At 62.1% G+C, this 24,823-nt stretch carries 22 protein-coding genes and 1 pseudogene; 9 read left to right on the top strand and 14 right to left on the bottom strand.

All coding sequences use genetic code 11. The annotated features are described in order from the left end of the window. Positions 1–60: 60 nt before the first annotated feature. Positions 61–1,986: an ABC transporter substrate-binding protein gene (locus GQ59_RS18730; RefSeq protein WP_037083917.1), complete on the bottom strand. Its 1,926-nt coding sequence runs from the start codon at positions 1,984–1,986 to the stop codon at positions 61–63. Between the two features lie 172 nt (positions 1,987–2,158). Here GQ59_RS18730 and GQ59_RS18725 point away from each other — a divergent pair, with 172 nt between their 5' ends. Continuing rightward, positions 2,159–3,184, top strand: coding sequence for a LacI family DNA-binding transcriptional regulator (locus GQ59_RS18725; protein ID WP_037083915.1), 1,026 nt, complete (start codon positions 2,159–2,161; stop codon positions 3,182–3,184). A gap of 72 nt (positions 3,185–3,256) precedes the next feature. Here GQ59_RS18725 and kduI read toward each other — a convergent pair whose 3' ends face one another. The 9 genes from kduI to GQ59_RS18680 form a co-directional block, all read right to left on the bottom strand. Further along, entirely contained in the window at positions 3,257–4,105 is an 849-nt protein-coding gene (kduI, locus tag GQ59_RS18720; RefSeq protein ID WP_037083913.1) for a 5-dehydro-4-deoxy-D-glucuronate isomerase, read from the bottom strand. Between the two features lie 143 nt (positions 4,106–4,248). Beyond that, the gene (locus GQ59_RS18715) at positions 4,249–4,875 is read right to left on the bottom strand and encodes a class I SAM-dependent methyltransferase (protein WP_037083912.1); all 627 of its coding nucleotides are present in this window, start codon (positions 4,873–4,875) and stop codon (positions 4,249–4,251) included. A gap of 95 nt (positions 4,876–4,970) precedes the next feature. Next, positions 4,971–6,116: a glycoside hydrolase family 88/105 protein gene (locus GQ59_RS18710; protein ID WP_051904063.1), complete on the bottom strand. Its 1,146-nt coding sequence runs from the start codon at positions 6,114–6,116 to the stop codon at positions 4,971–4,973. 6 nt (positions 6,117–6,122) lie between these two features. Beyond that, on the bottom strand, positions 6,123–7,637 hold the full coding sequence (gene pglA, locus GQ59_RS18705; RefSeq protein ID WP_037083910.1) for a polygalacturonase PglA: 1,515 nt from the start codon (positions 7,635–7,637) through the stop codon (positions 6,123–6,125). 4 nt (positions 7,638–7,641) lie between these two features. Then, positions 7,642–8,898: an ABC transporter substrate-binding protein gene (locus tag GQ59_RS18700; protein WP_037083908.1), complete on the bottom strand. Its 1,257-nt coding sequence runs from the start codon at positions 8,896–8,898 to the stop codon at positions 7,642–7,644. 32 nt (positions 8,899–8,930) lie between these two features. After that, positions 8,931–10,040 carry an ABC transporter ATP-binding protein gene (locus GQ59_RS18695; RefSeq protein WP_037083906.1) on the bottom strand — a complete coding sequence of 370 codons (1,110 nt, stop codon included), beginning with the start codon at positions 10,038–10,040 and terminating at the stop codon, positions 8,931–8,933. A gap of 4 nt (positions 10,041–10,044) precedes the next feature. Further along, positions 10,045–10,953 (bottom strand): carbohydrate ABC transporter permease, encoded by a 909-nt coding sequence (locus GQ59_RS18690; RefSeq protein WP_037083904.1) that lies wholly within the window; start codon positions 10,951–10,953, stop codon positions 10,045–10,047. 2 nt (positions 10,954–10,955) lie between these two features. Beyond that, positions 10,956–11,840 (bottom strand): carbohydrate ABC transporter permease, encoded by an 885-nt coding sequence (locus tag GQ59_RS18685; protein ID WP_037083902.1) that lies wholly within the window; start codon positions 11,838–11,840, stop codon positions 10,956–10,958. Next, positions 11,837–12,076, bottom strand: coding sequence for a hypothetical protein (locus tag GQ59_RS18680; RefSeq protein WP_037083900.1), 240 nt, complete (start codon positions 12,074–12,076; stop codon positions 11,837–11,839). Before GQ59_RS18680 ends, GQ59_RS18685 begins: the two co-directional genes overlap by 4 nt. 165 nt (positions 12,077–12,241) lie before the next feature. On the opposite strand from GQ59_RS18680, the gene GQ59_RS18675 reads away from it, so the two are divergent. Together GQ59_RS18675 and GQ59_RS33440 are read left to right on the top strand one after the other, a co-directional pair. Then, entirely contained in the window at positions 12,242–13,150 is a 909-nt protein-coding gene (locus GQ59_RS18675) for a helix-turn-helix domain-containing protein (RefSeq protein WP_037083899.1), read from the top strand. 217 nt (positions 13,151–13,367) lie between these two features. Beyond that, positions 13,368–13,442 (top strand): annotated as a pseudogene (locus GQ59_RS33440) (type II toxin-antitoxin system prevent-host-death family antitoxin); the annotation flags it as partial. 139 nt (positions 13,443–13,581) lie between these two features. Here the strand turns inward: GQ59_RS33440 and GQ59_RS18670 are convergent. Both GQ59_RS18670 and GQ59_RS18665 read right to left on the bottom strand, forming a co-directional pair. Continuing rightward, positions 13,582–14,337 (bottom strand): alpha/beta fold hydrolase, encoded by a 756-nt coding sequence (locus GQ59_RS18670; protein ID WP_037083898.1) that lies wholly within the window; start codon positions 14,335–14,337, stop codon positions 13,582–13,584. A gap of 47 nt (positions 14,338–14,384) precedes the next feature. Beyond that, positions 14,385–16,160 (bottom strand): cytochrome c biogenesis protein DipZ, encoded by a 1,776-nt coding sequence (locus GQ59_RS18665; RefSeq protein WP_037083897.1) that lies wholly within the window; start codon positions 16,158–16,160, stop codon positions 14,385–14,387. Between the two features lie 332 nt (positions 16,161–16,492). Between GQ59_RS18665 and GQ59_RS18660 the strand changes: the two genes are divergently transcribed. From GQ59_RS18660 to GQ59_RS18630, 6 genes are all read left to right on the top strand, one after another. After that, a complete protein-coding gene (locus tag GQ59_RS18660) occupies positions 16,493–17,545 on the top strand; it encodes an alpha/beta fold hydrolase (RefSeq protein ID WP_037083896.1) in 1,053 nt (350 codons plus the stop codon). A gap of 114 nt (positions 17,546–17,659) precedes the next feature. After that, positions 17,660–18,400 carry a response regulator gene (locus tag GQ59_RS18655; protein WP_037083895.1) on the top strand — a complete coding sequence of 247 codons (741 nt, stop codon included), beginning with the start codon at positions 17,660–17,662 and terminating at the stop codon, positions 18,398–18,400. Then, positions 18,397–19,716: an ATP-binding protein gene (locus tag GQ59_RS18650; RefSeq protein WP_037083894.1), complete on the top strand. Its 1,320-nt coding sequence runs from the start codon at positions 18,397–18,399 to the stop codon at positions 19,714–19,716. Before GQ59_RS18655 ends, GQ59_RS18650 begins: the two co-directional genes overlap by 4 nt. Before the next feature lie 172 nt (positions 19,717–19,888). Further along, positions 19,889–20,305 carry an organic hydroperoxide resistance protein gene (locus GQ59_RS18645; protein ID WP_037083893.1) on the top strand — a complete coding sequence of 139 codons (417 nt, stop codon included), beginning with the start codon at positions 19,889–19,891 and terminating at the stop codon, positions 20,303–20,305. Positions 20,306–20,776: 471 nt separating this feature from the next. After that, on the top strand, positions 20,777–21,796 hold the full coding sequence (locus GQ59_RS18635; RefSeq protein WP_037083890.1) for a ketopantoate reductase family protein: 1,020 nt from the start codon (positions 20,777–20,779) through the stop codon (positions 21,794–21,796). Continuing rightward, entirely contained in the window at positions 21,793–22,551 is a 759-nt protein-coding gene (locus GQ59_RS18630) for an SDR family NAD(P)-dependent oxidoreductase (RefSeq protein ID WP_037083889.1), read from the top strand. Before GQ59_RS18635 ends, GQ59_RS18630 begins: the two co-directional genes overlap by 4 nt. Positions 22,552–22,553: 2 nt before the next feature. Here the strand turns inward: GQ59_RS18630 and GQ59_RS18625 are convergent, their stop codons facing one another. Then, the gene (locus tag GQ59_RS18625) at positions 22,554–23,138 is read right to left on the bottom strand and encodes a HutD/Ves family protein (protein WP_037083888.1); all 585 of its coding nucleotides are present in this window, start codon (positions 23,136–23,138) and stop codon (positions 22,554–22,556) included. A 4-nt stretch (positions 23,139–23,142) separates the two neighbouring features. Next, on the bottom strand, positions 23,143–24,816 hold the full coding sequence (gene hutU / locus GQ59_RS18620; protein ID WP_037083887.1) for a urocanate hydratase: 1,674 nt from the start codon (positions 24,814–24,816) through the stop codon (positions 23,143–23,145). Positions 24,817–24,823 lie beyond the last annotated feature (7 nt).

The raw sequence follows: 24,823 nt of genomic DNA, 5'->3' as shown, positions 1-24,823 counted from the left end.
GCCCCGTGGCGCCGGCCGGATTACGCCGGCGCCCGGAAAATATCGGAATGGGCGAGGCCATCAGACCTTGTAGAACTGCTCCGGCATGGTCGGGGCAGGGGTCGGCCAGCCGAACGAATTCGGCATGGTCCTGGTGATGTTCCTCATGTTGTTCTTGACGATGCCGTAGCCGTCCGGCGGCTGCGAAATGCCGAAGACATAGAAGTTGTCGGCCGCCCCCTGCAGGATCTGTTTCATGACCTCGCGTTGGCCGGCCTGGTCCGAGGTCGCTTTCAGCTTGTCGTAGAGCGCAAGCAGCTTCTTGGTATCTTCAGGCGGTTCCTCGGCATTGGCGTTCTTGGGATCGAGATACCAGAGCTGCCAGGCCGGGGCATACATCGCGTTGCTGTCGGTCGGCACGTAGTAGCGCGGATCGAGCATCGCCGCGACGCCGCCATTGGCGCCGAACTGGTGCGCGGTGGCGTCGAAATCGCGACCCTGGCGAACGCGCGTTTCCCAGAGCGAACGGTCCATGGTGCGCATCTGCGCATCGATGCCGACCGCCTGGAACATCGGGATGACCAGCTGGAAGAGATCGAGAAAGATCGGGCGTGCCTGGTCGATCTCGAAGATGATCGTCAGCCGCCGACCCTTCTCGTCAAGACGGAAATTCTGCCCGTCGCGCTTGGGGACCAGCTCGTCGAGCATGGCATTCGCCTTGTCGACACTGTACTCGGTGAACTGCTTGGCGAGCTGCTCGTTGTAGAGCGGATCGCCTTCCTTGATCGACGGCTGGGCGGGCGCGCCCTGGCCGACCAGCACCGCGTCGATCAGAGTCTGGCGATCGAGCGCTGTCGACAGGGCCGCGCGGAACTTCTTGTTGCGGAACAGCTTTCGCTTCGTCTCGTCGTTGTGGTTCAGGTTGAAGATGAAGTTCATGACGTTGGCCTCGGTCGAGGTCAGCGTGTAGAAATCATAGTCGCCCTGCTTGCGCGCGTCGTAGAGCACCGATTTGTTGTTCGGCGTCGCGATATACTGGTCCATCAGGTCGATTTCGCCCTGCATGCATTTCAAGAGAAGCACCTGCGGGTCGGCGACCATCTGGTAGACGATGCGGTCCATATAGGGCAGCTGATTGCCCTCCGTATCGACCTTCCAATAATAGGGGTTGCGTTCGGCCACCACCCGCTCGGTGTTTTCGCCCGGCGCGATCGTGAAATACCAGGCGTTGAGGGTCGGCTTCTTCGAGGAATTGAGGAAGAAGGCGTTGTCGTCCTGGAAGCCGGAGGCCGATTGGAATGCGGCAATCCAGCTCTGGAAACCGCGCTGCTTGGCCAGTTCGTCCGCCTTGGGATTGTAGTCGATATGGAACTGCTCGAGATAATGCTTGGGGCAGCGGGTGGTATGATCCCAGTTGGACCACGCGACCTGCAACGGAAACATACCGTTAGGCTTTTCGAAGATGACCTTGAAGGTCTGCTCGTCCACCACTTCCAGCTTGGCGGGCTTGCCGGCGGTTTTCCAGTGACCCTGGCTGGTGACCGCAACACGCTTGTCGGTGAGGATGGTATCATACCAGAACTTGACGTCGGCGGTGGTGTAGGGATGTCCGTCAGACCACTTCATGCCTTTGCGCAGGCGGATGGTGTAGACAGTGGAATCCGCATTGCCTTCAAAGGCTTCCGCGACGTTGAGCGTCACCCCCGACCAATCGGGCGTGTAACGCAGGAGAGGCTCATAGGCCTGGTAGCGGAACAGCATGGAGAGCGAACCGCCGCCAACCAGCGCCAGCTTCCAATCGCCTCCGTATTTCCCAACGCTTTCAAAGGGTTTTATCACAAGGGGGTTGGCGGGCAGCCGATCCTTGACGGGAGGAAGGGCGCCACTTGCGACCTTATCCTTCAAGAGGCCCGCTTCCTTGTAGTCGAGGGCTAAAGCCGGCAGGGCCGGCAAAATCAAAACGGCTGAAGTCCCAGCCAGAAACGCGCGACGTTTCAGCTTGATCATGAGTGTCTCCTCCACACGCAGTCCCCGCCGTTACCTATTATTTCCCTTGGGCGTGGATAACGAAAAGTTTGCATTAGAATACTGTTAGGTAAAGTGTTATGTAGTGTTGTGTGGGAAAATTGCGTTTTGCAGTGCGGTAGTGTCGCCGCGGCAGGTGCAAAAGGGGGCTGGAATGAAAAATAGGGGACGGGTCACCTTGCAGACCATCGCGCGCGAGGTCGGCCTTTCGAAATATGCCGTGTCCAGATCGTTGTCGGGCAAGAGCGGCGTCAGTGAGGAAACCCGCGAGCGGATCCGCGAAACAGCCCTGCGTCTCGGCTATAACAAGCCTGCCAGCCAGACCGCGCCGGGCGATATCGCGGTGGTGTTTCACGACCTCGATCCTGTCAATAGCGAACTGCACATGCAGATCCAGAACGGGGTGCAGGCAGAGGCGCACAGGCTCGGCATGGCACTCAGGATGTTATGGACCCACAGCCAAGGGCAGCTTGAAGAACTGGCGCGCAGCTGCGCCGGGCTGCTTTTGGTCGGACCGCACGACCGCGAGGCGATCCGCGCAGCGATGGCGACCGGCACGCCGATCATCCGGTTCGGCTGGGTCGATCCGCTTGAAGATGCCGATCAGGTCTCTGGGACGGACCACGAGGCAGGGCAGGCCGTGATCCAATACCTGGTAGACCTCGGTCACCGTTCCATCGCCTATGTCCACGGCACACCCGGTTATCGCGGTCGCCGCGAGCGTTTTTATGGCGCGCGCGAAATTGCCGAACGTCACCCAAGTGTTACGTTGCATGTGCTGCAGTTCGAGGAGGAGAACGGTTTTGCCGAAGCCTATCGCGTCCTGAAGGAAGAAGGCGCTCGGCCGACCGCCTTCTTCTGCGCGCATGACGGCTTGGCACTCACCGTCGTTTCCGAACTCCTGGGCCAGGGCTATCGCATCCCCGATGATGTCTCGGTGGTCGGTTTCGGCGATTTTTCGCCGGCAAAGCAGATCTCGCCGGCTCTGACGACGGTGCGCATGGAAGGCCAGGAATGCGGAGCCGTCGGCCTGCGACTCCTGCTCGAGCGGATCGACAACCCGCGCCAGCCCGGAACCCCCGCCCGCAGGGTCCAGGTCGCGTCGAGGATCATCGAGCGCCGCTCCACCGGACCATGCAAGGACCCGGCGCATGCAAGCGAAAGTACTGCGCTTCGGTAGGAACCCCGTGTCGTGTCCGCCCGACGGAACAGGTCGGTGCTCTGCTCTGGTAGCGAACCGACTTCGAGGGCTCTATTTGAGGCTCTTCATGTCCACCATGTCCATGTCGGTGAAGGACTGGTTGTCTCCGGCCATGCTCCAGATGAAGGCGTAGGCGCCGGTGCCGGCGCCGCAATGGATCGACCAGGGTGGAGAAAGCACGGCCTGTTCATTGCGGATGATCAGATGGTTGGTCGCCGCCGGTCGGCCCATCAGGTGAACGACGAAGGCATTTTCCGGCAATTCGAAATAGAGATAGGCTTCCATTCGCCGGTCATGCAGATGCGCCGGCATGGTATTCCAGACACTGCCGGTTTCCAGCCGGGTCAGCCCCATCAGCAGCTGGCAGGTGGGCAGCACTTTCGGATGCAGATACTGGTAGAGCTTGCGCTTGTTCGACGTGGCACTGTCGCCGAGATTGTTCTCGATCGCATCCGTGCTGCTGACGATCCGCGAGGGTAAGGTGGCGTGCGCCGGCGCACTGTTGATGTAAAATTTCGCGGGCACCGAAGGGTCGTCGCTCTCGAAGAAGATCTCCTTGGTTCCCATGCCGAGATAGAGCCCGTCCATTGGCAGGAGCTCGTAAGCCTTGCTGTCGGCGATGACGCGGCCCGGTCCGCCGATATTGATGAGGCCAAGCTCGCGACGCTCCAGCAGATAGTCCGCGCCGACCAGTCTGGCCAATTCACTGCCGACGCCAAGGCTTGCCTGCGTCGGCGCCACTCCTGCCACCAGCATGCGGTCGTAATGGGTATAGACGGCCTGCAGCGTTCCGGCGACAAACAGATCCTCGATCACGAAATTTTCGCGCAGGTCCACGCTCGTCATGCGTTCCGACTGGCTGTAGTGAACGGCATGGCGCGTCCGGATATCGATCGTCATGGTCTGTTTTCTCCTGTTTCTCGGCGCGAGCGCGCTGGGTAGTGTCTCAGTTAGACCCGAACCGGAAGCCCGGTCTATCCGGTTTGGTGTCCCATGCGGAAGCGGCACACCGCTTCCATCGGGGCCTAAAAACCATATGTGCGTTATGCCCGCCTCGCCCGAACGCTCAGCCACCGGTCATTGGGGCTTCCGACGGACCGACGTAGCTCGCTGACAATCCAGCCGGCCTCTGTGAGCGCGGCTCGCAAGGCAGGCTCGCGCCAGTACGTTTCGACGTAGCGCCGAGGCGCTGCAGCGCTGCCGTGCGTGGACACATCGTCGCCATCACCCTCTCTCACCGAGGCGTGCAGCCTGCCACCGGTCCGGGTTGCCTTGGCAAGCCGTCCAAGCACCACACGTAAATCTTCGCGCGCGACGTGGATCAGGCAGGCACAGGCCCAAATCCCGTCATATGGCGTGCCAGGACGCTGCGGGTCGGCCAGGTCTTCGGTCAGCGGGTCGAGCAGGTCAGCCTCGAAGCCACTCTTGCGAAGCAATTCCACGAAACCCTTCGAAATGTCGGTGCGCCGGACGCTAATCCCCCGCTTCTCAAGCTCAAGTGCATCTCGCCCACCCCCGCTTCCGATCTCCAGCACCCTGCCTGAGCCACCCAGCTCGGTGACGAACGCGTCAATCTCCGTCGCGACCCATTCGGGCATCGCGGCGGCTTCGGCAGCGTACTCCGCCGCGACCGTGTCATAAGACCGCACAGTGTCCCTGTCGGTGCTCATTTTAGCGCTCCTCCCTCAAGACAAAGCCTCCAATGAGCGGGAGGCCTACCTCTCAACGATATCAGAAGTTCGGCCTGAGACACTAGCGAGTGCTGCTATCGCTTGACGGCCGCGCTGAGCTCGACCTGATCCCCCAGCCGCGCAGACTGGGACATCATCGATTGCGTGCCCAGCAGCGTTTCCGCATAGGCCATCATCAGAGGTCCGACACCCTTGATGTCGTCGGGGCGGATTTCCTCGGAGAGATAATAGCCGACGGTGCCGTCGCGATAGCGGCCGTTGAAGCCTCCAAGACCTGCGACACAACAGATGTTGTGAAGCCTCCGCCGTCCATCCGCATCCCGTCGCAGCTCCTGTCCGGTCAGCGATTGAAGGCTCGCTCGACCGGCCTCGGCAACCGCAGCCGGGCCGCCGAGCCGCGCGAGCTTCTGAAGGAAGTAGGAGAACATCGCCGTGGCCGAGCTTTCGGGATAGTTCTGCGCCTCGTCCGGTCGGTCGATCACCTGCAGCCAGCGGTTATCCGCGGTGCGAAGAGCGACGATCCGGGACGCCAGCGCCGCGGCGCGTTCGGTCAGCTCCCGCCGCGCTGCGCCGGCGGGCAGGTTTTCGATGATGTCCACGAAGGCCATCGCCAGCCAGCCGATCGATCTTGCCCAATGGGCCGGCGAAAGGCCGCTTTCCGCATCCGCCCAGGCCTGTTGCCGGGCCTCGTCGTAACCGTGGCGATAAAGATCCGCCTGCCGGTCATAGGTGAGGTCGAGCGCCGTCGTGAACTGCCGGAGCGCTTCCTCGACGGCCTGGGGATTTGAGACCGCTTGCGCGTATTCCACCTTGAAGGGCAGCGCCATGTAAAGCCCGTCGAGCCAGATCTGATGCGGGTAACGCAGCTTGTGCCAATAAACGTCGCTACCGGTGCGCGGATGCGTTTCGAGTTGCCGCGCCAGCGGGGCGGCGGCCTCAAGCCAGCGGCTCTCGCCCGTCAGCCGATGGAGAAAGACGAGCGCCCGGCCGGGCAGGATGTTGTCGATGTTGAATTCGTCGATCGCGTAGCCCACAAGCCGACCTTGCGCGTCGATCTGGCCGCTCACCAGCCGGATGAGATGATCCAGCCACTGGCGCTCGCCGGTCGCCTCGTAAAGCGCGATCAGGCCGCGATAGAGGCAACCGTCCTCGTAACACCAGACGCCGCCTTTGTAATATTCATAGTCGCGCGCGTAAGTCTCGAAATAGTCCTGAAGCATCGGATTTCAGTCTTGAGCTGGATGAATGGAAACCGGAGAAAGCCGCGCCAGGCGGCTGAAAACGGCGTTTTCCGCAACGATCCCGGCATGCCGGAGCGGCAGGAGAAGAGAGGCCATTTCCGGCACCTCGACCTCGGCATCCGGCGCGAAGGAGACGGTGTAGTTCTCGAAGGCAATGTCGCGGATCGCCGCTTCCGGCAGACCGTAGAACACGGCGGCTGCCGTCCGCGCGCCGGTAACGGTGACGTTCTCGACGGAGATCGAGCTTATGCTCGGCGTTTCCAGGGAGACCGGCAGGGGCGACCGGGACTGGACGTAATCTGACCGGCCGTCGGCATCGCAGAAATAGAATGAATTGACGGCGACCGGGGTTGCGACGTCCTCCATCAGACTGTCGGCAAGGCGGATGTTGGCGACCGTGCCGCCGCGTCCCCGGCGCGTCTTGATGCGCAGGCCCCGATCGGTTCCCCTGAAGTGGCAGTTTCGGATGGCGATGTCGCTGATGCCGGCGCTCATCTCGCTGCCGATGACCACCGCACCATGGCCGCGCTCCATCAGGCAGTTCTCGATCCGCACATGCTCGGTCGGGCGGTCCGGTCCACCGAGAAGGCCGCGTTTGCCGGCCTTGAGGGCGATGCAATCGTCGCCGACCGAGATGTGCAGGCCGATAAGATGGATATCGGAGCTGCTTTCGGGGTTGAAACCGTCGGTATTCGGGGAGTCCGGATCGTTGACTATCGTGAGATCCGCGGCGATGAGCCGTTTGCAGAAAACCGGGTGGACCGTCCAGGACGGGGAATTGCGGATCGTGAGGCCGGAAAGGGTGACGTCCTCGCAGGCCGACAGGAAGATGGTGCGCGGGCGCCTGGCGCCCCGTCGTGTTTCCTTCGGCCACGACCACCAGTCGCCGCGGTCGCCGCCACCATCGATGATGCCGGTGCCGGCAAGATGTAGGTCGCGGCAGTCGATCGCGTTGATCACGCTGGCGTAGCAGGCCTCCGCCACGCCTTCCCAGGTGCCGAGAACGCGGCCGTCCGCGTGACGCGCCGAGAGGATGGGAAAGTCGTGCCTGTTGGCGATTGCCGCGAGCTCCGCGCCGTCTTCGAGGAAAAGGGTCATGTCGCTCTTGAGGAAGATCGGGCCGCTCAGCCAGCGCCCGCCCGGTATTCTCAGTGTGCCTCCGGGCGCGAGCGCCGCGATGGCCCGTTGGATGGCCGGCGCATTGTCCTCTGCGCCCGTCGAGGCACCGAAATTACGGATGTCGATCAGGGCGGTTTCCCGCCGTGTGGTAAATTCGAGCCGGGCATCACCTGCCTGGAAAAGGTAGGTTGTGCCCGGCTCAAGGGAAGCGACCGTGAAGACGACGGTCCGCGTCGCCCCCTCGGCGACCAACGCGCCGTCGATCTCCCGAACCTGCCAGGCAAGCGCGTCATCGCGTGTGTAAAGATGACCTTCGGCATCGACGCGGAAGGTCGCGCTGCGGGGACCGGCAATCAGGAGTTCGATGGCGACGTCCGTCACGTCCTCAGATCCCCGTCAGCGCTTGGTTGATGCCGGCGATGATCTCCGTTGCGGCCTCCTTGGAGGATTGCTGGCCATAGGCGAAGGCTTCGAAATTGGTGTCGAAGACTTCGGTGACGCGCGGATGCTCGTTGAGCGGCGAGACGCCGGGGCTGGTCGGCTCCATCACCCGCCTGTAGGCTTCCAGCTGCACCGGCTTGATCTTGCCTTCCTTGGTCAGCGTATCGAGTGCCGCCTTGCTGGACGGAATGCCGCGCGTCGCTCCCATGATCTTGACCGCTTCCGGGTCGTTGAGCAGGCAGTTGAGCACCTGGGCCGCGGCCTTCGGATCCTTGCTGTTCCTGGAGATCGAAAACAGCATGGAGGGTTTGCGGTAGACGCCGTCGGTCTTGGCGCCCTCGATCGTCAGCAGCTTGACGGGTACGAGCTCCTGGCCCTTTTCCATCGGCGTGGCGATCTTGCCGTAGGTACTGTCCCACTGGTAGGTGCCGGCGACCTGGCCCTTGGCCCATTTCTGATTTTCATGCAGTGGCGTATTGCCGCCGGCGGCGACCTGTTTCCAGCTCTCGATGACGCCCTTGTCGACCAGCGTCTTGTAGAATTCCAGGCCTTCGGCGAGTTCGGCTTCGCTCCAGGCGACCTTGTTGGTGGCCGGGTCGATCAGGTCCTTGCCGGTCTTCTGGGTGGTGCGCAGGATCACCATCAGGCGGGCGTCAAGTGCGGCGCCTTCGAACGGAAAATACTCCTTGCCGAGCTTTTCCTTCATCTTCGGGGCTGCGGCGATCAGCTCTTCCCAGGTTTTCGGGATCGGGATGCCGGCCTTGTCGTAGGTCGTCTTGTTGAACATGAAGACGCGGCCGGTCGTGGAGACGGAAATGCCGTTCAGCTTGCCCTTGACGGTGCCGCTGTCGAGATCCGACTTCGACCACTGACTGAGGTCGATGATGTCCTTGTACTGGTTCAGATCGGCAAAGCCGTCGCCGTTCTTGGTGAACAGCGGCAGCCAGGGCCAGTTCACCTGCATGATGTCGGCCTCGGTGCGGCCGGCGAGCTGCGTGGCGATCTTTTCCTGATGGCCCTGGAAACCGGTGAATTCAGGCGCGATCGTGTGGCCGAATTTCGTGCCACAGACCTTCAGGGCCTGCTGGGTCGCGACATGGCGGTCGTCGCTGCCCCACCAGGACATGCGCAGATCCGAAGCGAATGCGGTCGAAAGGCTGGTGGCGGCAAACAAAGCCGCCGTCATGAACATGGTTCTCATTTTGGCTCCTCCCAAGTTGGAACGATGAAGTTTCAAATCGCCAGGCTGATGTTCTCCCCGGACTGGCGGTCGAACAGATGCACTCCCTTCGGGTCCGGACTCAGCCAGACCCAGTCGTCGCGAAGCGCGCCGCGGTCGTAGGACGCGGACGGCACCACGGCGATGAGGCGTTTCGGGCCGATGTCGACATAGAGGTAGACTTCGTGGCCCATGAACTCGATATGGGTAAGCTTGCCCTTGATGGTGCCGGGCGTTTCGGCCGCGACGATGCGCAGGTGCTGCGGGCGGATGCCGAGCGTGACGTGCTCGCTGCGTCCGGAAATCCGCTTGGTGAACTCGTCGCCGAGCACGATCACCTGCTCCGCTGCCCGCACGCTGTTCTCTCCCTCGAACGTGCCGTCGAGGAAATTCATTTCCGGGCTGCCGATGAAGCCTGCGACGAATGTATTGGCCGGGCGGCTGTAGAGCGTCACCGGATCGGCGACCTGCATGATGTGGCCCTCCCTCATGACGCAGATACGGTCGCCCATGGTCATGGCTTCGGTCTGGTCGTGGGTAACATAGATGACGGTCGCCTGCTGGCCGTCCGCCTTCAGCCGCTTGTGCAGGTCGGTAATGCGCACGCGCATCGAGGCCCGCAGCTTGGCGTCGAGGTTGGAGAGCGGCTCGTCGAACAGGAAGACCTGCGGTTTCTTGATCAGCGCCCGGCCGACCGCGACGCGCTGCGCCTGGCCGCCGGAGAGCTGCTTCGGCAGCCGGTCGAGCAAGGGGTCGATCTCGAGCAGATTGGAGACGTGGCTTGTGGCCTGTTCGATCTCGGCGGCCGGACGGCGCTTCAGTCGCATGCTGAAGGAGAGGTTCTTGCGCACCTTCATATGCGGATAGAGCGCGTAGTTCTGGAAGACCATGGAAATCCCGCGGTCGCCCGGCGTCTTGTCGTTGACCAGTTCGCCGCCTATGCGGATCTCGCCGCCGGTCACCCGTTCCAGCCCGGCGATCATCCGGAGCGTGGTGGACTTGGCGCAACCCGACGGGCCGACCAGCACCATGAACTCGCCATCTTCGACATCGAGGTTGATGCCATGCACGGCGCGGAACGAACCGTAGTCCTTTTCGAGGTTTCTCAGTTGAAGACGCGCCATTTGACTATCCTTTGATCCCGCCGGAGGAGATGCCGTCGATGAAATATTTCTGGGCGAGGAAGAAGACCGCGAGGGCCGGTGCCAGCGACAGGACCGACATGGCCAGGACCCGGTTCCATTCGAAGGCTTCGGTCGTGTCGATCGACAGTTTCAGCGCAAGCGAGATCGGGTATTTGTCGACCGAGGAGATGTAGATCAGAGGCCCTAGGAAATCGTTCATCGTCCACATGAACTGGAACAGGCAGACCGAGATCAGCGCCGGCATCAGAAGCGGTACGACGATGAAGATCAGCGTCTGCCAGGTGGTTGCTCCGTCGACCCGGGCGGCCTCCTCCATGTCGCGCGGTATGGCGCGCAGGAACTGCACCAGCATGAAGACGAAGAAGGCATCGCCGGCAAGCGCCGAAGGCACCCAGAGCGGCAGGTAGCTGTCGAGCCAGCCGAGATCGCGGAAGATCAGGTATTGCGGAATGCGGGTAACGACGTTCGGCAGGAGCAGCGTCGCGATCAGCGCGGAAAACAGCACCTTCTTGAAGGGGAAATCGAAGCGGGCGAAGCCATAGGCGACCGCCGTGCAGGAAATTGCCGTGCCGATCACCTTCGGGATGACGATCCACAACGTGTTGGCAAAGAACGTGCCGAAGGAATAGGGCGTCGAGGTTTTCCAACCCTTGATATAGCCGTCGAGCGTCGGGTTCTCCGGCCAGAAGCCGGGATTGGAGAAGATCTCCGAATTGGTCTTGAACGATGCTCCGATCAGCCAGATCAGCGGATAGAGCATCAGCAGCCCGACCGCGGTCAGCAGTGCGTAACGCAGCGCGGCACTAAAGCGGTGGCTGCGCGTCTCGCGGCTGCGGACGATGTCGATGTCACGGGCGGCGGGCGTGTTCTGGGAGAGGATGTGATCGGTCATGGTCAGCTCCTCTTGTCGCCGGCGTAATAGACCCAGTGGCGCGAAGACCAGAAGGCGATGAGGGTGAGGGCCATGATGATGAGGAACAGGACCCAGGCGATGGCCGAGGCATAACCCATGTCGAAGCGCTTGAAGGCCTCGTCATAGATGTAGATCGGCAGGAGATAGGTGGATTTCAAAGGCCCCCCTTGGGTGATGATGTAGGGTCCGTTGAACTCCTGGAAGGCCTGGACCATCTGCATGATCAGGTTGAAGAAGATGACAGGCGTGATCAGCGGCAGGGTGATGTAGACGAAGCTCGTCCATTTGCCGGCGCCGTCGATCGAGGCTGCCTCGTAGAGCGTCTTGTCTATGCTCTGGAGGGCTGCGAGGAAGATCACCATGGCCGAACCGAACTGCCAGAGGCGCAACAGGGTGATGGTGAACAGCGCATTGGTCGGGTCGCCGAACCAGTTGACCGGCTCGAAGCCCAGCAGGGCGAGTCCCATGTTGACGAGGCCGACATCGGCGAAGATGTAGCGCCACAGAACCGCGATGGCGATCGAACCGCCGAGGATCGAGGGCACGTAATAGGCCGTCCTGAAAACGTTGATGAACTTCAGCTTGTAATTGAGGATCACCGCCATGAAGAGTGCGAAGGCGAGCTTCAGCGGCACCGTCATGAACACGTAGACCAGCGTGACCCAGAGCGATTTGCGGAACGTCCGGTCGTTGGTGAACAGCCGGATGTAGTTCTGCAGGCCCGTGAAGACCGGCTCGTTCATCAGGTTGTAGTTGGTGAAGCTCAGATAGAGCGATGCGAGGAAGGGGAGAGCCGTGAAAACCAGAAGCCCGATGATGAAGGGCGACAGATAGATAAGGCCAAGGAATTTGTTGTCGCCGCTCATGCCACCCGCCCCAGTCCGGCCGGCCCTTCCGGCAGGCAGTGCATCTGTCCAGTGCGTTCCGCAGAACCGATGCCGGCATTGCGCGCGGCGGCAGGCTGATCGAGATCGTGGTGTCGGACATGTGCGGTGACGGCTCCGTCACGGGCAGGATCGCCCGTGAGGTTCGTCGCGCAGTTGAGCGAACCACCGCCGATAGAGGCGATGTTGAACGAAGAGACACTTGCTTTATTGTGCATCGCGACCTCTGGCCCTTCAATCCGTGGGCACACCTGATCCATCAGGCTCCCGCAATTGAAGCGCCATTTCCTCCCATTAATGTCTCAGACGTGTTGAGTTCTTAGCTCCCGGGCTGATATTCTCACTTTGCCAGTCAGATCAAATCGACGAATTCGGGGAAAAGGATGGAGAAAATCGAAGGTAGCGTTCTGTCTGCGATTCCGATGAATGCGATGGCGTTGACGCTGACGCGTTCAACCATAAGGATGCAGCATTCGCATACCTGGGCCGTGGACAAATCGAACAGCGTGCATGACCTCATCATCTGCCTGACGGGCTCGGCACGTTATAAGGTCGGGGGCGAGACGATCGACATGGCGCCGGGCAGGGCGATGCTGCTGCCCGCGAACACCTGGTTTTCCGGCCATTCGACCTCGCTGGATGCCTATACCGGCATCGCCCAGCATTTCACGCTCGACCTCTTCGGACGGCTCGACCTGATCGCCCAGATGAACCTGAAGCACGCCGTCACGCTCGCCCGCTGGGAGATGATGGAGCCGCTGACGCGGTATTATCACGACAATTCGCCGCCCTACTCGACGACGCTGCTTCAGCATCATCTCTTCATGTTCCTGTTGATCGAATTCATCGAACAGGCTCATACCGGCTGGAGGGAGCAGTCGGTCGGCAACGTCAACAATCCGGATGCGCTGTCGTTTTCGGTCATGGTGGCGGCGAGCCAGATCGCGGCCGATCCGCTCAATGAGGAGATCGTCGGAAGAACGATCAATTCGGTGCCCTACAATCCGGATTACTTCAAGCGGGAGTTCCGCAAACGCGTTGGCTGGACGCCGGACAAGTTCCAGGAGTTCAAGCGGATGGAGCGGGCCATGGGCCTGATGGCCGGCGGCTGCACGGTGAAGCGTGCAGCCGAGCTTTCCGGCTATACGGACGCCTATTACTTCTCCCGCATGTTCAAGCGCTATATAGGCATCAGCCCCCAAGGTTATCAGCAATCCGAAAAGCGCAGCCGCGAAGGCGCCTTCCCGAGAGGCGAGGAGGATGGCCAACTCATCTATCCGCTGACCCGCTGACCCGCTGACCCGCTGACCGCTGACCCGCTGAACAGGTTGTGGCTCTTAATTCATTGAAGCGCTCAGGGGAAATATTGCCACTGGTTTTTGAGCTTGCGGTTTCAGCTGGGAGCAGGGAAGGGCGTCTATCAGGTTGATATCATTATTGATGCCCCAGTTTACCACTGAGGGTCGCCATTCGGCATTTTCCCAAACAGCGTATTCTGACGGAGAGATCAGGCTCCAGTTGGCGCCTCAAACCATTACCCGCAATGGAAAACCGAGCGTGGTAGTCGTTTCTGCAGAAGAGTTTGCATCGTCTCACCTGTAACCAGAATGACTATAGTGACTACAATGCGCGAACGGCCTTTCTGCAAACACTTGGCCGGAACGGGATGGGACAAAGCCCGGCGCCGGGATTTTCTGCCGACGCCGGTGACCGTTGACGCGGACTATTTGCCAGCCTGCCTGGCCGCGCGCTCGATGACGTCGGCGACTTCCTCCGGTTGGGAGGCGAAAACGGCATGGCTTGCCTTGATCTCGGTGATGTCGCTGCCGGCTCGCCGGGCCATGTCCCGTTCCAGTTCCGGATTGATGGAGCGGTCTTCGGTGGCGACGATTGACCAGCTTTTCTTGGTATGCCAGGCGGGATCGCCGACCTTGGCGGAGAAAGCCTCCTTGGCGGCAAACACCTGCGATCGGGCGAGAAAACGGGCCTCGTCCTTCGGCAGGTCCGCGGCGAAATCGCCCGGGAATGCGGCCGGGTCGATAAAGAGATATTTCCCGTCCTTCGTCTCGCGGATGTTCATGCCGCCAGCCGGTTTGGAGCTTGCGAGGCTGAGCAGGCTTTCGCCCTGGTCGGGCTGGAACGCCGCCACGTAGACGAGGCCGGCGACATGCGGGCTGTGTCCGGCTTCGGTGATCACCATGCCGCCATAGCTGTGTCCGACGAGCAGTGTTGGGCCGTCCTGGAGGTCCAGCACACGGTTGGTGGCGGCGATATCGTCGGCAAGCGAGGTGATCGGCTGTTGAACGATCGTCACGTTGAAGCCGCGCTTTTCGAGGATCTCGGTTGCCTTGCGCCAGCTCGAGCCATCGGCCAATGCGCCGTGGACGATGACGATGTTCTTGACTTCCGCGGCTTGCGCCGCAAACGCGATGACGCTGGTGGCAAAGGCAAGTGCGAAGGTGGGAATACGTCTTTTCATGGGCTTAACTCCTGTCAGTTGATGTAGGATTGGGTTTGGGATGACGTCTAGCCGAATGTGAAGGCATAGGCTTCGACACCCGGATCGAGGAAGCGGATCTCGAAATTGTGCGCCTCGACATCGCCGGCCTGACGAACGAGCTGGTAGAGCTTTGTCGCAGTCACCGTGCCGTTGCCGTCTGCGTCGATATCGGCGCCGTGGTCCATTCCCGGAGCCTTGCCGTCGATCGTCACCTGGAAGCGGACCGGCTTGCCCGCGGCGCCGGGACCGAGGACGAGATGCAGATCGCGGGCGCTGAACCGGTAGGCGATGCCGCCGCCCGGCTGGCCGAGCGTCGCCTGTTCCGCACCGACCGTCCAGGTGCCGGAAAGGCCCCATTCGTTGAGGCTGGGTTCCTCGACCGAATAGTCGCGGGCGGCGTCGGCGCGCAGGGTTTGCCGGGAGGCGAAATTGGTGGCGCGTTTGTAGCCGAGATAGGTTTCGCCGGAGCGGACGTTGCGCAGATCCGGGCTTGTCTCCGCGCCCTTGGCGTCCGGCATGACCGGCGCGCTGGCTGCCATGTCACTTCCGGCTTCGTGCAGTAAATCCTGGATCGCCTGCTCGGACTGCTTGTAATTGCCCTCGCCGAAGTGGTGATAGCGGATCTGGCCTTTTGCATCGATCAGGTACTGGGCGGGCCAATAGCTGTTCTCGAAGGCACGCCAGATCTTGTAGTCGTTGTCGATCGCGACCGGATAACCGATCTTGAAGTCGCCGACGGCCTTTTTGACGTTGTCGATCTTCTTCTCGAAGGCGAATTCGGGAGCGTGCACGCCGATCACCACGAGGCCCTGATCCTTGTACTTCTCGGCCCAGGCGCGGATGTAAGGCACGGTGCGGATGCAATTGATGCAGGAATAGGTCCAGAAATCCACGAGCACGACCTTGCCGCGGAGCTGCTCCGAGGTCAGCGGCGGCGAATTCAGCCACTCGACCGCGCCCTCGAGCGAAGGCGCACGGCCCTCGACCGACAGGTTGCTGCGGAACGGCCGGGGGGTATCGGCTTCGGCGCTTGTCATGCCATTACCGGCGATTTCCGAAGGCGAGCCGGTTGCGGGCTTCGAATGCAGCCTGTCGAGCACCGCCTGTTCGAAGGAGGCGGTGCTGGCATAGGACAGACGCGCGAGCAGGCCGGTATCGAGGCCAAGCGCAATGACTACGACGCCGGCAAGCACGGCGGCACCCAGGACCTGGCGGATCCGTTCGCTGACACCGAGCGAACGCTTCATTCCGGCAAGAACCTTTCCACCGACGATGAGCGCAACCGCGAGGGAAGTTGCCGCGCCGGCGGCATAGGCGGCGAGCAGGAATGTCGTTTCGAGGTTCGCGCCCTGCAGCGCGGCACCGGTGAGGACGAGGCCGAGAATGGGCCCGGCGCAAGGTGCCCAGAGCAGGCCGGTTGCGATGCCGAGGACGAGTGAACTCGCCACACTCGGCACCGAACCGGGTTTGCCCGAGGCATTCATGAGCCGATTGCCGAAATCGACGACCGGCCGAGTGACGAAGCTTGCGACCCGTGGTGAAAGGAGACTGACGCCGAAGACCGCGAGCAGGACGATGGCGGCGAGCCGGCCGTATTCGTTGGCATGGATTGCCCAGCTGCCGCCGATGGCTGCAAGCGTGGCGACGAACGCAAACGTGGCAGCCATGCCGGCGAGCATCGGCAATGTGCTGCGGACGAACGGCTGTCCGGCGCGGGCAAAGACGAAGGGAAGAATGGGGAGGATGCATGGGCTGAGGATCGTCAGCGCGCCTCCGAGATAGGCAATGATAAGAAGCGTCATCATCGTTTCCTTTGACACCGGATGTTCGGGTTCTGGGCGCCGGTGCGGCGCAACCAGCAACGGAGCCAATCTGGTCGGCGCGACGTATCCCGGATGTGTCCGGGTTCGAGGGAAAATGTACCGAAGTGTAGGAAACCGCCCGATGCGCTACAGAGCGACACAAATCGCCGGGCGCGGCGGAAGGCGGCCGGAGCGGGGGGCCTGAATTGTATCAGAACGTATCCCGGCGGCCGGATGCTACATCCGCATTCAAAACCCGCGGCTTGGGACATATCGGGGATACATGGGTCCGGCTTCCTTCCGACCGTGATCAACACGAATTGGAGAGTTCGATGTCCGACCTGATCAACCACCAGCGGCGCCGCTTCGTCGGCATTGCCGCCATGACCGTTGCAGCGGTCGAATTTGGAATGACCAGCACTGCTGGCGCCCAGTCTTCGTCGCCTGTCGTGACGCCATCAACCGCCATCAAGGCCGGCACCAACCCATCTTTTGAAACGTTGAAGCAGGTCGAGGCGGGCGTGCTCGATGTGGGCTATGCCGAAGCCGGTCCGGCAGACGGTCCCGTCGTCCTGCTGCTGCATGGCTGGCCCTACGATATCTACAGCTTCGTGGATGTCGCGCCGCTGCTCGCCTCTGCCGGTTATCGGGTCGTCGTGCCCTACCTCAGGGGCTACGGCACGACACGCTTTCTGTCGAAGGATACGCCGCGCAACGGTCAGCAGTCGGCCATTGCGGTCGATATGATCGCGCTCCTCGATGCGCTCGGGATAGACAAGGCGATCGTCGCCGCCTTCGATTGGGGCGCCAGGACCGCAAACATCATGGCGGCGCTTTGGCCGGAACGCTGCAAGGCGATTGTATCGGTGAGCGGCTACCTGATCGGCAGCCCGGAAATCAACAAAAAGCCATTACCGCCGAAAGCCGAACTTGCATGGTGGTACCAATTCTATTTGGCCACCGAGCGCGGCCGGTTGGGCTACGAGCAGAACCGGCGCGATTTCAACAGGCTTATCTGGCAGACGGCGTCCCCCGGCTGGAAATTCGAGGATGCGACCTTTGAAAGATCGGCCGCCGCATTCGACAATCCCGACCACGTCGAGATCGTTGTCCATAACTATCGCTGGCGGCTGGGCCTGGTCGAAGGCGAGGCCCGGTTCGATGCATTTGAAAAACAGCTCGGCACGGGGCCGATGATCTCGGTGCCGACGATCACCATGGAGGGCGACGCCAACGGCGCGCCGCATGCCGATCCTTCTGCCTATGCGGGCAAGTTCTCCGGAAAATACGAGCATCGCACCATCACCGGCGGGATCGGTCACAACCTGCCGCAGGAGGCCCCGCAGGCCTTTGCGCAGGCTGTTCTGGACGTCGACCGATTTTGAGCCCCCATGGCTGCCGTGGAGATATTTCTTGGCTTCGCGACAGCCATCCTGAGGTTTAAAGAAGGAAGGGCGGTGCGATACCGTTCTCATCGGACAAGGATTTGAAGCCCGAAAATGGATCATATCGACCATATCCTGATCGTTGACGACGACCGCGAAATCCGCGAGCTGGTGTCGAGCTATCTGAAGAAGAACGGCCTTCGGGCGACGGTGGCCGCGGATGGCCGCCAGATGCGCAGTTTCCTCGAGGCCAATACGGTCGACCTGATCGTGCTCGACGTGATGATGCCGGGCGATGACGGGCTCGTCCTTTGCCGCGAGCTCAGGGCCGGCAAGCACAAGGCGACGCCGATCCTGATGCTGACTGCCCGCAGCGACGAGATGGACCGGATCATCGGGCTCGAAATGGGTGCCGACGACTATCTGCCGAAACCGTTTGCCGCGCGTGAATTGCTGGCGCGCATCAAGGCCGTCCTGCGCCGGACGCGCATGCTGCCGCCCAACCTGCAGATCAGCGAGGCAGGCCAGCTGCTGAGCTTCGGCGACTGGCGGCTCGATACGGTCGGCCGCCATCTGCTCGACGGACAGGGCACGGAAATCGCGCTGAGCGGTGCCGAATACCGGTTGCTGCGCGTCTTCATCGACCATCCGCAGCGCGTGCTCAACCGCGACCAGATCCTCAACCTCACGCAAGGCCGCGATGCGGACCTGTTCGACCGGTCGATCGACCTTCTGGTGAGCCGGCTTCGCCAGCGGCTCGGCGACGATGCGCGCGAGCCGACCTATATCAAGACCGTGCGCAGCGAGGGTTACGTCTTCTCGGTCCCCGTCGAGATCTCGGAGCCGAAGCGGTGAGCGCCAGCGTCTCACGCCTGGGAAAATGGTGGCCGAGCACCCTGCGTGCCCGGCTTTTCCTTATCCTGTTTGCAGGTCTCGCCATCGCCTACGGGCTCTCCTTCAGCATCCTCTTTATCGAACGCTACATGTCGGCAAAGGCCGTCATGCTTGGCACGCTTGAAAACGATCTGGCGACGTCGATCGCCATCCTCGACCGGCTGCCGGCCGATGAGCGGGCCGATTGGCTGGATCGGTTGAGCCGCGGCAATTACCGCCTGGTGCTCGGCCCGGGGATTGCCGGCGTGCCGGAAGTGTCGGGCCGCGGCGCCGAGATTACCGGCAAGATCCAGGAGGCGGTGGGGCATCGGTTCCCGCTGCGGGTGGAGTCCATTCCCGGTGACGTCAGGCGGCTGCAGGGTCATCTCACCCTTTCCGACGGCTCTCCGCTCACCATCGACGTCACGCCGACCGGTATCATGCCGATCGCCGAATGGCTTCCCTACGTGTTCGCCGTCCAGATGGCGCTTCTGGTGGTCTGCACCTGGTTTGCGGTCCGGCAGGCGATCCGCCCGCTCGGAGACCTTGCCGCCGCAGCCGATGCGCTCGATCCCAACAGGAAAGGCCCGCCCTTGAGCGAGACCGGCCCGAGCGAAGTCGTCCATGCGGCACGGGCCTTCAACGCCATGCGCGACAGGATCGCCCATTATCTCGAGGAACGGGTGCAGATTCTCGCCGCCATCTCCCACGATCTCCAGACGCCGATCACCCGCATGCGGCTGCGCGCCGACATGGCAGACGATTCGCCCGAGAGGGACAAGCTGGTGCATGACCTCGGCGAGATCGAGCGGCTGGTGCAGGACGGCATAGCCTATGCGCGCAGCGCGCATGGCAATGGCGAGAAAGTTTCCCGCATCGATCTTGCCTCGTTCATCGACAGCATTGCCTATGATTATCAGGACACCGGCAAGGCGGTGACCGTCGCCGGCGTGGTGCAGGGCACCGCGTCCACCAAACCGCACGCGCTACGCCGCATCCTCTCGAACTTCATCGACAATGCGGTGAAATTTGCCGGCGCGGCCGAGATCAGCGTCGAGCGAAGGGGCGAGGGCGACATCGTCATCACGGTCCTCGATCGAGGGCCGGGGATTCCGGAAGAGATGCTGGGGGCGGCCATGCAGCCATTCTTCAGGCTGGAGCAGTCACGCAACCGCGAAACCGGCGGCACGGGGCTTGGTCTTGCGATCGCCCAGCAACTTGCCGCAGCGCTCGGCGGCTCGGTCAGGCTCTACAACCGCGCCGGTGGTGGGCTGGCTGCCGAAGTCACCATCGGTTGATCGGAAATCGACTGATTTTTCGAAGCGTTTTGTATGAAACGGTGTCCGGCGAGGTCCGCGCTACTCTTCGATACATTTCCGGCGATTCCGGAAACATGCCGGATACCTCGGCCCGTCAAACCACTCCCGTCAACGGATGTCGCAACCGGCGACACCAACAAAGGAGTGTTCCATGACCAGGATCGACAAGGTTCTCTATACCGGCAAGACCCGCACGACCGGCGGGCGCGACGGGTTCTCGCGCAGCGACGACGCCCAGCTCGACGTCAAGCTTTCACCTCCCGGCAGCGCGCATGCCGGCACCAATCCGGAGCAGCTTTTCGCAGCCGGATGGTCGGCGTGTTTCATCGGCGCCATGGGCCTTGCCGCAGCTAAGCGGAAGATCAAGTTGCCGACCGAGACGGCGGTCGATGCCGAGGTCGACCTCGGGACGACCGAGGGCGCATACTTCCTGCAGGCCCGCCTCAACATCAGCCTGCCGGGCATCGATCCGCAACTTGCGAGAGAGCTTGTCGAAGAGGCTCACCAGACCTGCCCTTATTCGAAAGCGACCCGCGGCAACATCAATGTCGAGCTGATCCTCGCCTGAGGAAACGCGATTTGCGCCTTGCACCGGATCGGTCGCGGCGACGGGCAAGAACGGATAACCGGACGAGGCAAGCGCCTCGTCCCTGGAGAACCCCATGAGACTGGTGATCATCTGCATCCTGGGAGCGGCCGTCTTCGCGGCGCCCTGCATATACGACTTAACCTCCCTGGAGCCTTCGGCCTTGGCCGGTCTGCTGGCCGCAGGTTCCTCATTTTGAAATCCCTTTGGGAAAAGCGGCGACCGGAGGCATGACCTCGGTCGCCGCCGCCCGACGCTTGTCGATCCCAGCCTGTACTCGACCACGAGACCGTAGTGGTCTACTCCTCGGAGTGCGCGTGTCCGCATGTCGGGAAACCGAATATCGTCATGTTACGGCCCCGGTCGTTTCAAGCAAACTGCAACGAGCGCGCGTTAGGCAATGTAGAATATCGCGCTTGCAGGAATGCGGGCGCTTCTAGAGGGAGCTTGGGCATGAGCCAGCCAATTCTGATCTGGGGCGCCGGCGCGATCGGCGGCACGCTGGGTGCAGCTTTCATCCGCGCCGGCGAGGACGTGATCTTTGTCGACAACGTCAAGGACCATGTCGATGCGATCAACGAGGAGGGACTGAAGATCGTCGGCCCGATCTTCGAAGACACTGTCCAGGCCAGAGCCTATCTGCCGGAAGAGCTGGAAGGCGCCTATCAGCGGACTTTTCTCTGCGTCAAGGCCCATCATACGGAGGCGGCGACACGGTCTCTCGTCCAGCATCTCCCGGCCGACGGATATGTGGTCTCCGCCCAGAACGGGCTCAACGAACGCGTGATTGCCCGCATCGTCGGAGAACATCGCGTCATCGGCTGCTTCGTGAATTTCGGGGCGGATTACCTCGAGCCGGGCGTCGTGCAGTATAGCGGCCATGGCGCCGCGGTGATCGGTGAGCTCGACGGGCGTTTCACCGATCGGGCCGAGGGTATCTATCAGCTGATGCGGCATGTCGAGCCGAAGGCCCTGATCACCAGCAATATCTGGGGCTTCTTGTGGGGCAAGCTCATCTACGGTGCGCTGCTGTTTGGCACGGCTCTCACCAATGACAGCATCGCCGATGTACTCGACAATCCGATCGCGCGACCGGTTCTGCGCCGGCTTGCGCTGGAAGTGGCGACGGTGGCGGCTATCAACAATATCCGGCCGGAAGCCTTCGACGGGTTCGATCCGGCCGCCTTCGGGCCGCTGGCCTTGCCGGAGCAGACCGAGAAGTCCTTCGACGACATGGTCGCGCATAACCGCATGTCGGCAAAATCGCATTCCGGCATCTGGCGCGATCTCGCCGTGCGCAAGCGCAAGACCGAGGTGGATGCGCAGGTGATGCCGGTCGTCGAGATCGGCAGGGAATCGCGCGTTCCGACGCCGCTTGCCGCCCGCCTGATCGCCATGATCCACGAGATCGAGGACGGCAAACGTCCGCTCGACATGGCCAATCTCGAAGAACTGGCGATGGCGACGGCATGAACATTTCGTTCGACGGCAAGGTGGTGATTGTCACGGGTGCCGCCCACGGTTTCGGGCGGGCGATCGCACAAGGGTTCGCGAGCCGCGGCGCGGCGGTGCATGCCTGCGACGTCGATGCGGCGGGGCTCGATGAAACGGTCGGGCTCTGCGGGCCGAAGGCCGAGGGGCATGTACTGGATGTCGGCAATCGCAGTGCCGTGCAGGAAACCGTCCGGGCGATCGAAGCTACCTCCGGCGCGCCGGACGTCCTGGTCAACAATGCGGGCGGTGTGCGAGGGCAGGTGGGCCGGCCGATCGAGGAGATATCCGAAAGCGACTGGCAGACGATCTTTGACGTCAACCTGTCCGGCGCCTTCTTCATGGCCCAGGCGGTCGCGCCGGGCATGAAGAGGCAAAATGCCGGGCGCATCATCAATATCTCGAGCGGAGCAGGTCTTGGCATTTCCCTGACGGGAATCCAGGCCTATGCCAGCGCCAAGGCCGGCCAGATCGGACTGACGCGCCAACTCGCCCACGAACTGGGGCCGTGGGGCATCACCGTCAACAATGTCGCGCCCGGCTTCGTGCGCTCCAACCCGGCGACCGAGCGACAATGGGAGGCGATGGGCGACGAAGGGCAGGCGCGGCTCCTTCAGAATATCGCCCTCAAACGCCTTGGCGCACCTGACGACATCGCGGCCATGGTGATGTTCTTCGCATCCGATTTCGCCGGATGGATTTCCGGGCAGATCATCAGCGTGGATGGCGGCAAATGAGCTTAGAACGACTTGGATACTGCTTCGGAAACCAACTCTATCAGGAAAACCTCCGACTCCCCGGAGATAACAAGATCGCCTGTCACGTCGCCGCCGAAGGTCAGGCAATCAAGTGGCCCGAGGTCAGCTCTCTGCGAACCGAACGCAATCGTGTGTTTTCCTGTGGCAAGAACGAATCTCAAAAATGCCGAGGGCGGCAGCGACACGGGCGTCCGGTGCCTGATGACGCGGTGAGAAAACCGGCTGCGCCGCGTCATCACGTTGAGGTCCGTTGTCACGCCATCGACCAAGGCGGCAAAAACCGGTCTGTCGGCCCGAAACGGACGAGGCCCGGAACTGAGCTCGAGAGTGACAGGCGCGCCACCATCGATCGTCAGCTCCATCCCGTTGCCGGAGAGGATCGACAGGGTTCTATCCACGCCCGGAAAGATCGAGAACGGGCCGTCGGAGGCGACGGTCGCCATGCTGATGCGCCAGTCGAAATCATCGATCGACGCGCCGGCGGGAAAGACGGCGATCTCCACCGTCTCGCCGCCTCCGTTCTTCCACGGCATTCGCTTGTAGTCGGATGCGCGCAGGATCTTCATGGGTTCAGTTTCCGAGAATGCCGGGCAAACGAAGGCCGTTTTCCGTGGCACAATCGACAGCGATCTCGTAGCCCGCATCCGCGTGGCGCATGACGCCGGTGGCGGGGTCGTTCCAGAGCACGCGCTCGATCCGGCGGTCGGCGTCTTCGGTGCCGTCGCAGCAGATGACCATGCCGGAATGTTGCGAATAACCCATGCCGACACCGCCGCCGTGATGCAGCGATACCCAGGTGGCACCGGAGGCCGTGTTCAAAAGAGCATTCAGAAGCGGCCAGTCGGATACCGCATCCGAGCCGTCCTTCATCGCTTCCGTCTCCCGGTTGGGAGAGGCGACCGATCCGGAATCGAGGTGGTCGCGGCCGATCACGATCGGCGCTTTCAGCTCGCCATTGCGGACCATCTCGTTGAAGGCAAGGCCGAGCTTGTGGCGGACGCCGAGGCCCACCCAGCAGATGCGTGCCGGAAGACCCTGGAACGAAATCCGTTCGCGCGCCATGTCGAGCCAGTTGTGCAGATGCGCGTTGTCCGGCAGCAGCTCCTTCACCTTGGCATCGGTGCGATAGATGTCTTCCGGATCGCCGGAAAGGGCGGCCCAGCGGAACGGACCGATGCCGCGGCAGAAGAGCGGGCGGATATAGGCCGGCACGAAGCCCGGGAAGGCGAAGGCGTTTTCCAGCCCCTCGTCCTTGGCGACCTGGCGGATGTTGTTGCCGTAGTCGAGCGTCGGGATGCCGGCGTTCCAGAAGGCGATCATCGCCTCGACATGCTCGCGCATCGAGGCGCGGGCTGCTTTTTCCACCGCCTTCGGATCGCTTTCGCGCTTGGCCTTCCATTCGGCCATCGTCCAGCCCTTCGGCAGGTAGCCGTTGATCGGGTCGTGGGCGGAGGTCTGGTCCGTGACCATGTCCGGGCGGATGCCGCGACGGACCATCTCGGGGAGGATTTCCGCCGCATTGCCGAGCAGGCCGACGGATTTTGCCTCGCCGGCGGCCGTCCAGCGGGTGATCATCTCCATGGCTTCGTCGAGCGTTTCCGCCTTGGCATCGACATAGCGGGTGCGCAGGCGAAAATCGATGCTGTCCGGATTGCACTCGACCGCCAGGCAGCAGGCACCGGCCATGACGGCGGCAAGCGGCTGGGCGCCGCCCATGCCGCCAAGGCCGCCGGTCAGGATCCATTTTCCCTTGAGGTTGCCGCCATAATGCTGGCGTCCGGCTTCCACGAACGTCTCGTAGGTGCCCTGCACGATGCCCTGGGTGCCGATATAGATCCACGACCCGGCCGTCATCTGGCCGTACATGGCCAGTCCCTTTTTGTCGAGTTCGTTGAAATGGTCCCAGGTCGCCCAATGGGGCACGAGGTTGGAGTTGGCGATCAGCACGCGCGGCGCATCCTTGTGGGTGCGGAAGACACCGACCGGCTTGCCGGACTGCACCAGAAGCGTTTCCTCCTCCGTGAGCGTCTTCAAGGTCGCCACGATCCTGTCGAAATCGTCCCAGGTGCGGGCGGCGCGTCCGATGCCGCCATAAACGACCAGTTCGTTGGGGTTTTCCGCCACGTCCGGGTCGAGATTGTTCATCAGCATGCGCAGCGGCGCTTCCGTCATCCAGCTTTTGGTGTTGAGCTGGTTGCCGCGGGGGGCGCGGATTTCGCGGATATTGTGGCGGGGATTGGTCATCGGAACG

Origin of the sequence: Neorhizobium vignae (assembly GCF_000732195.1) — a bacterium.
GTDB lineage: Bacteria > Pseudomonadota > Alphaproteobacteria > Rhizobiales > Rhizobiaceae > Neorhizobium > Neorhizobium vignae.
The sequence above is the reverse complement of the archived record's forward strand: the minus strand, read 5'-3'. Positions and strand labels throughout refer to the sequence as shown.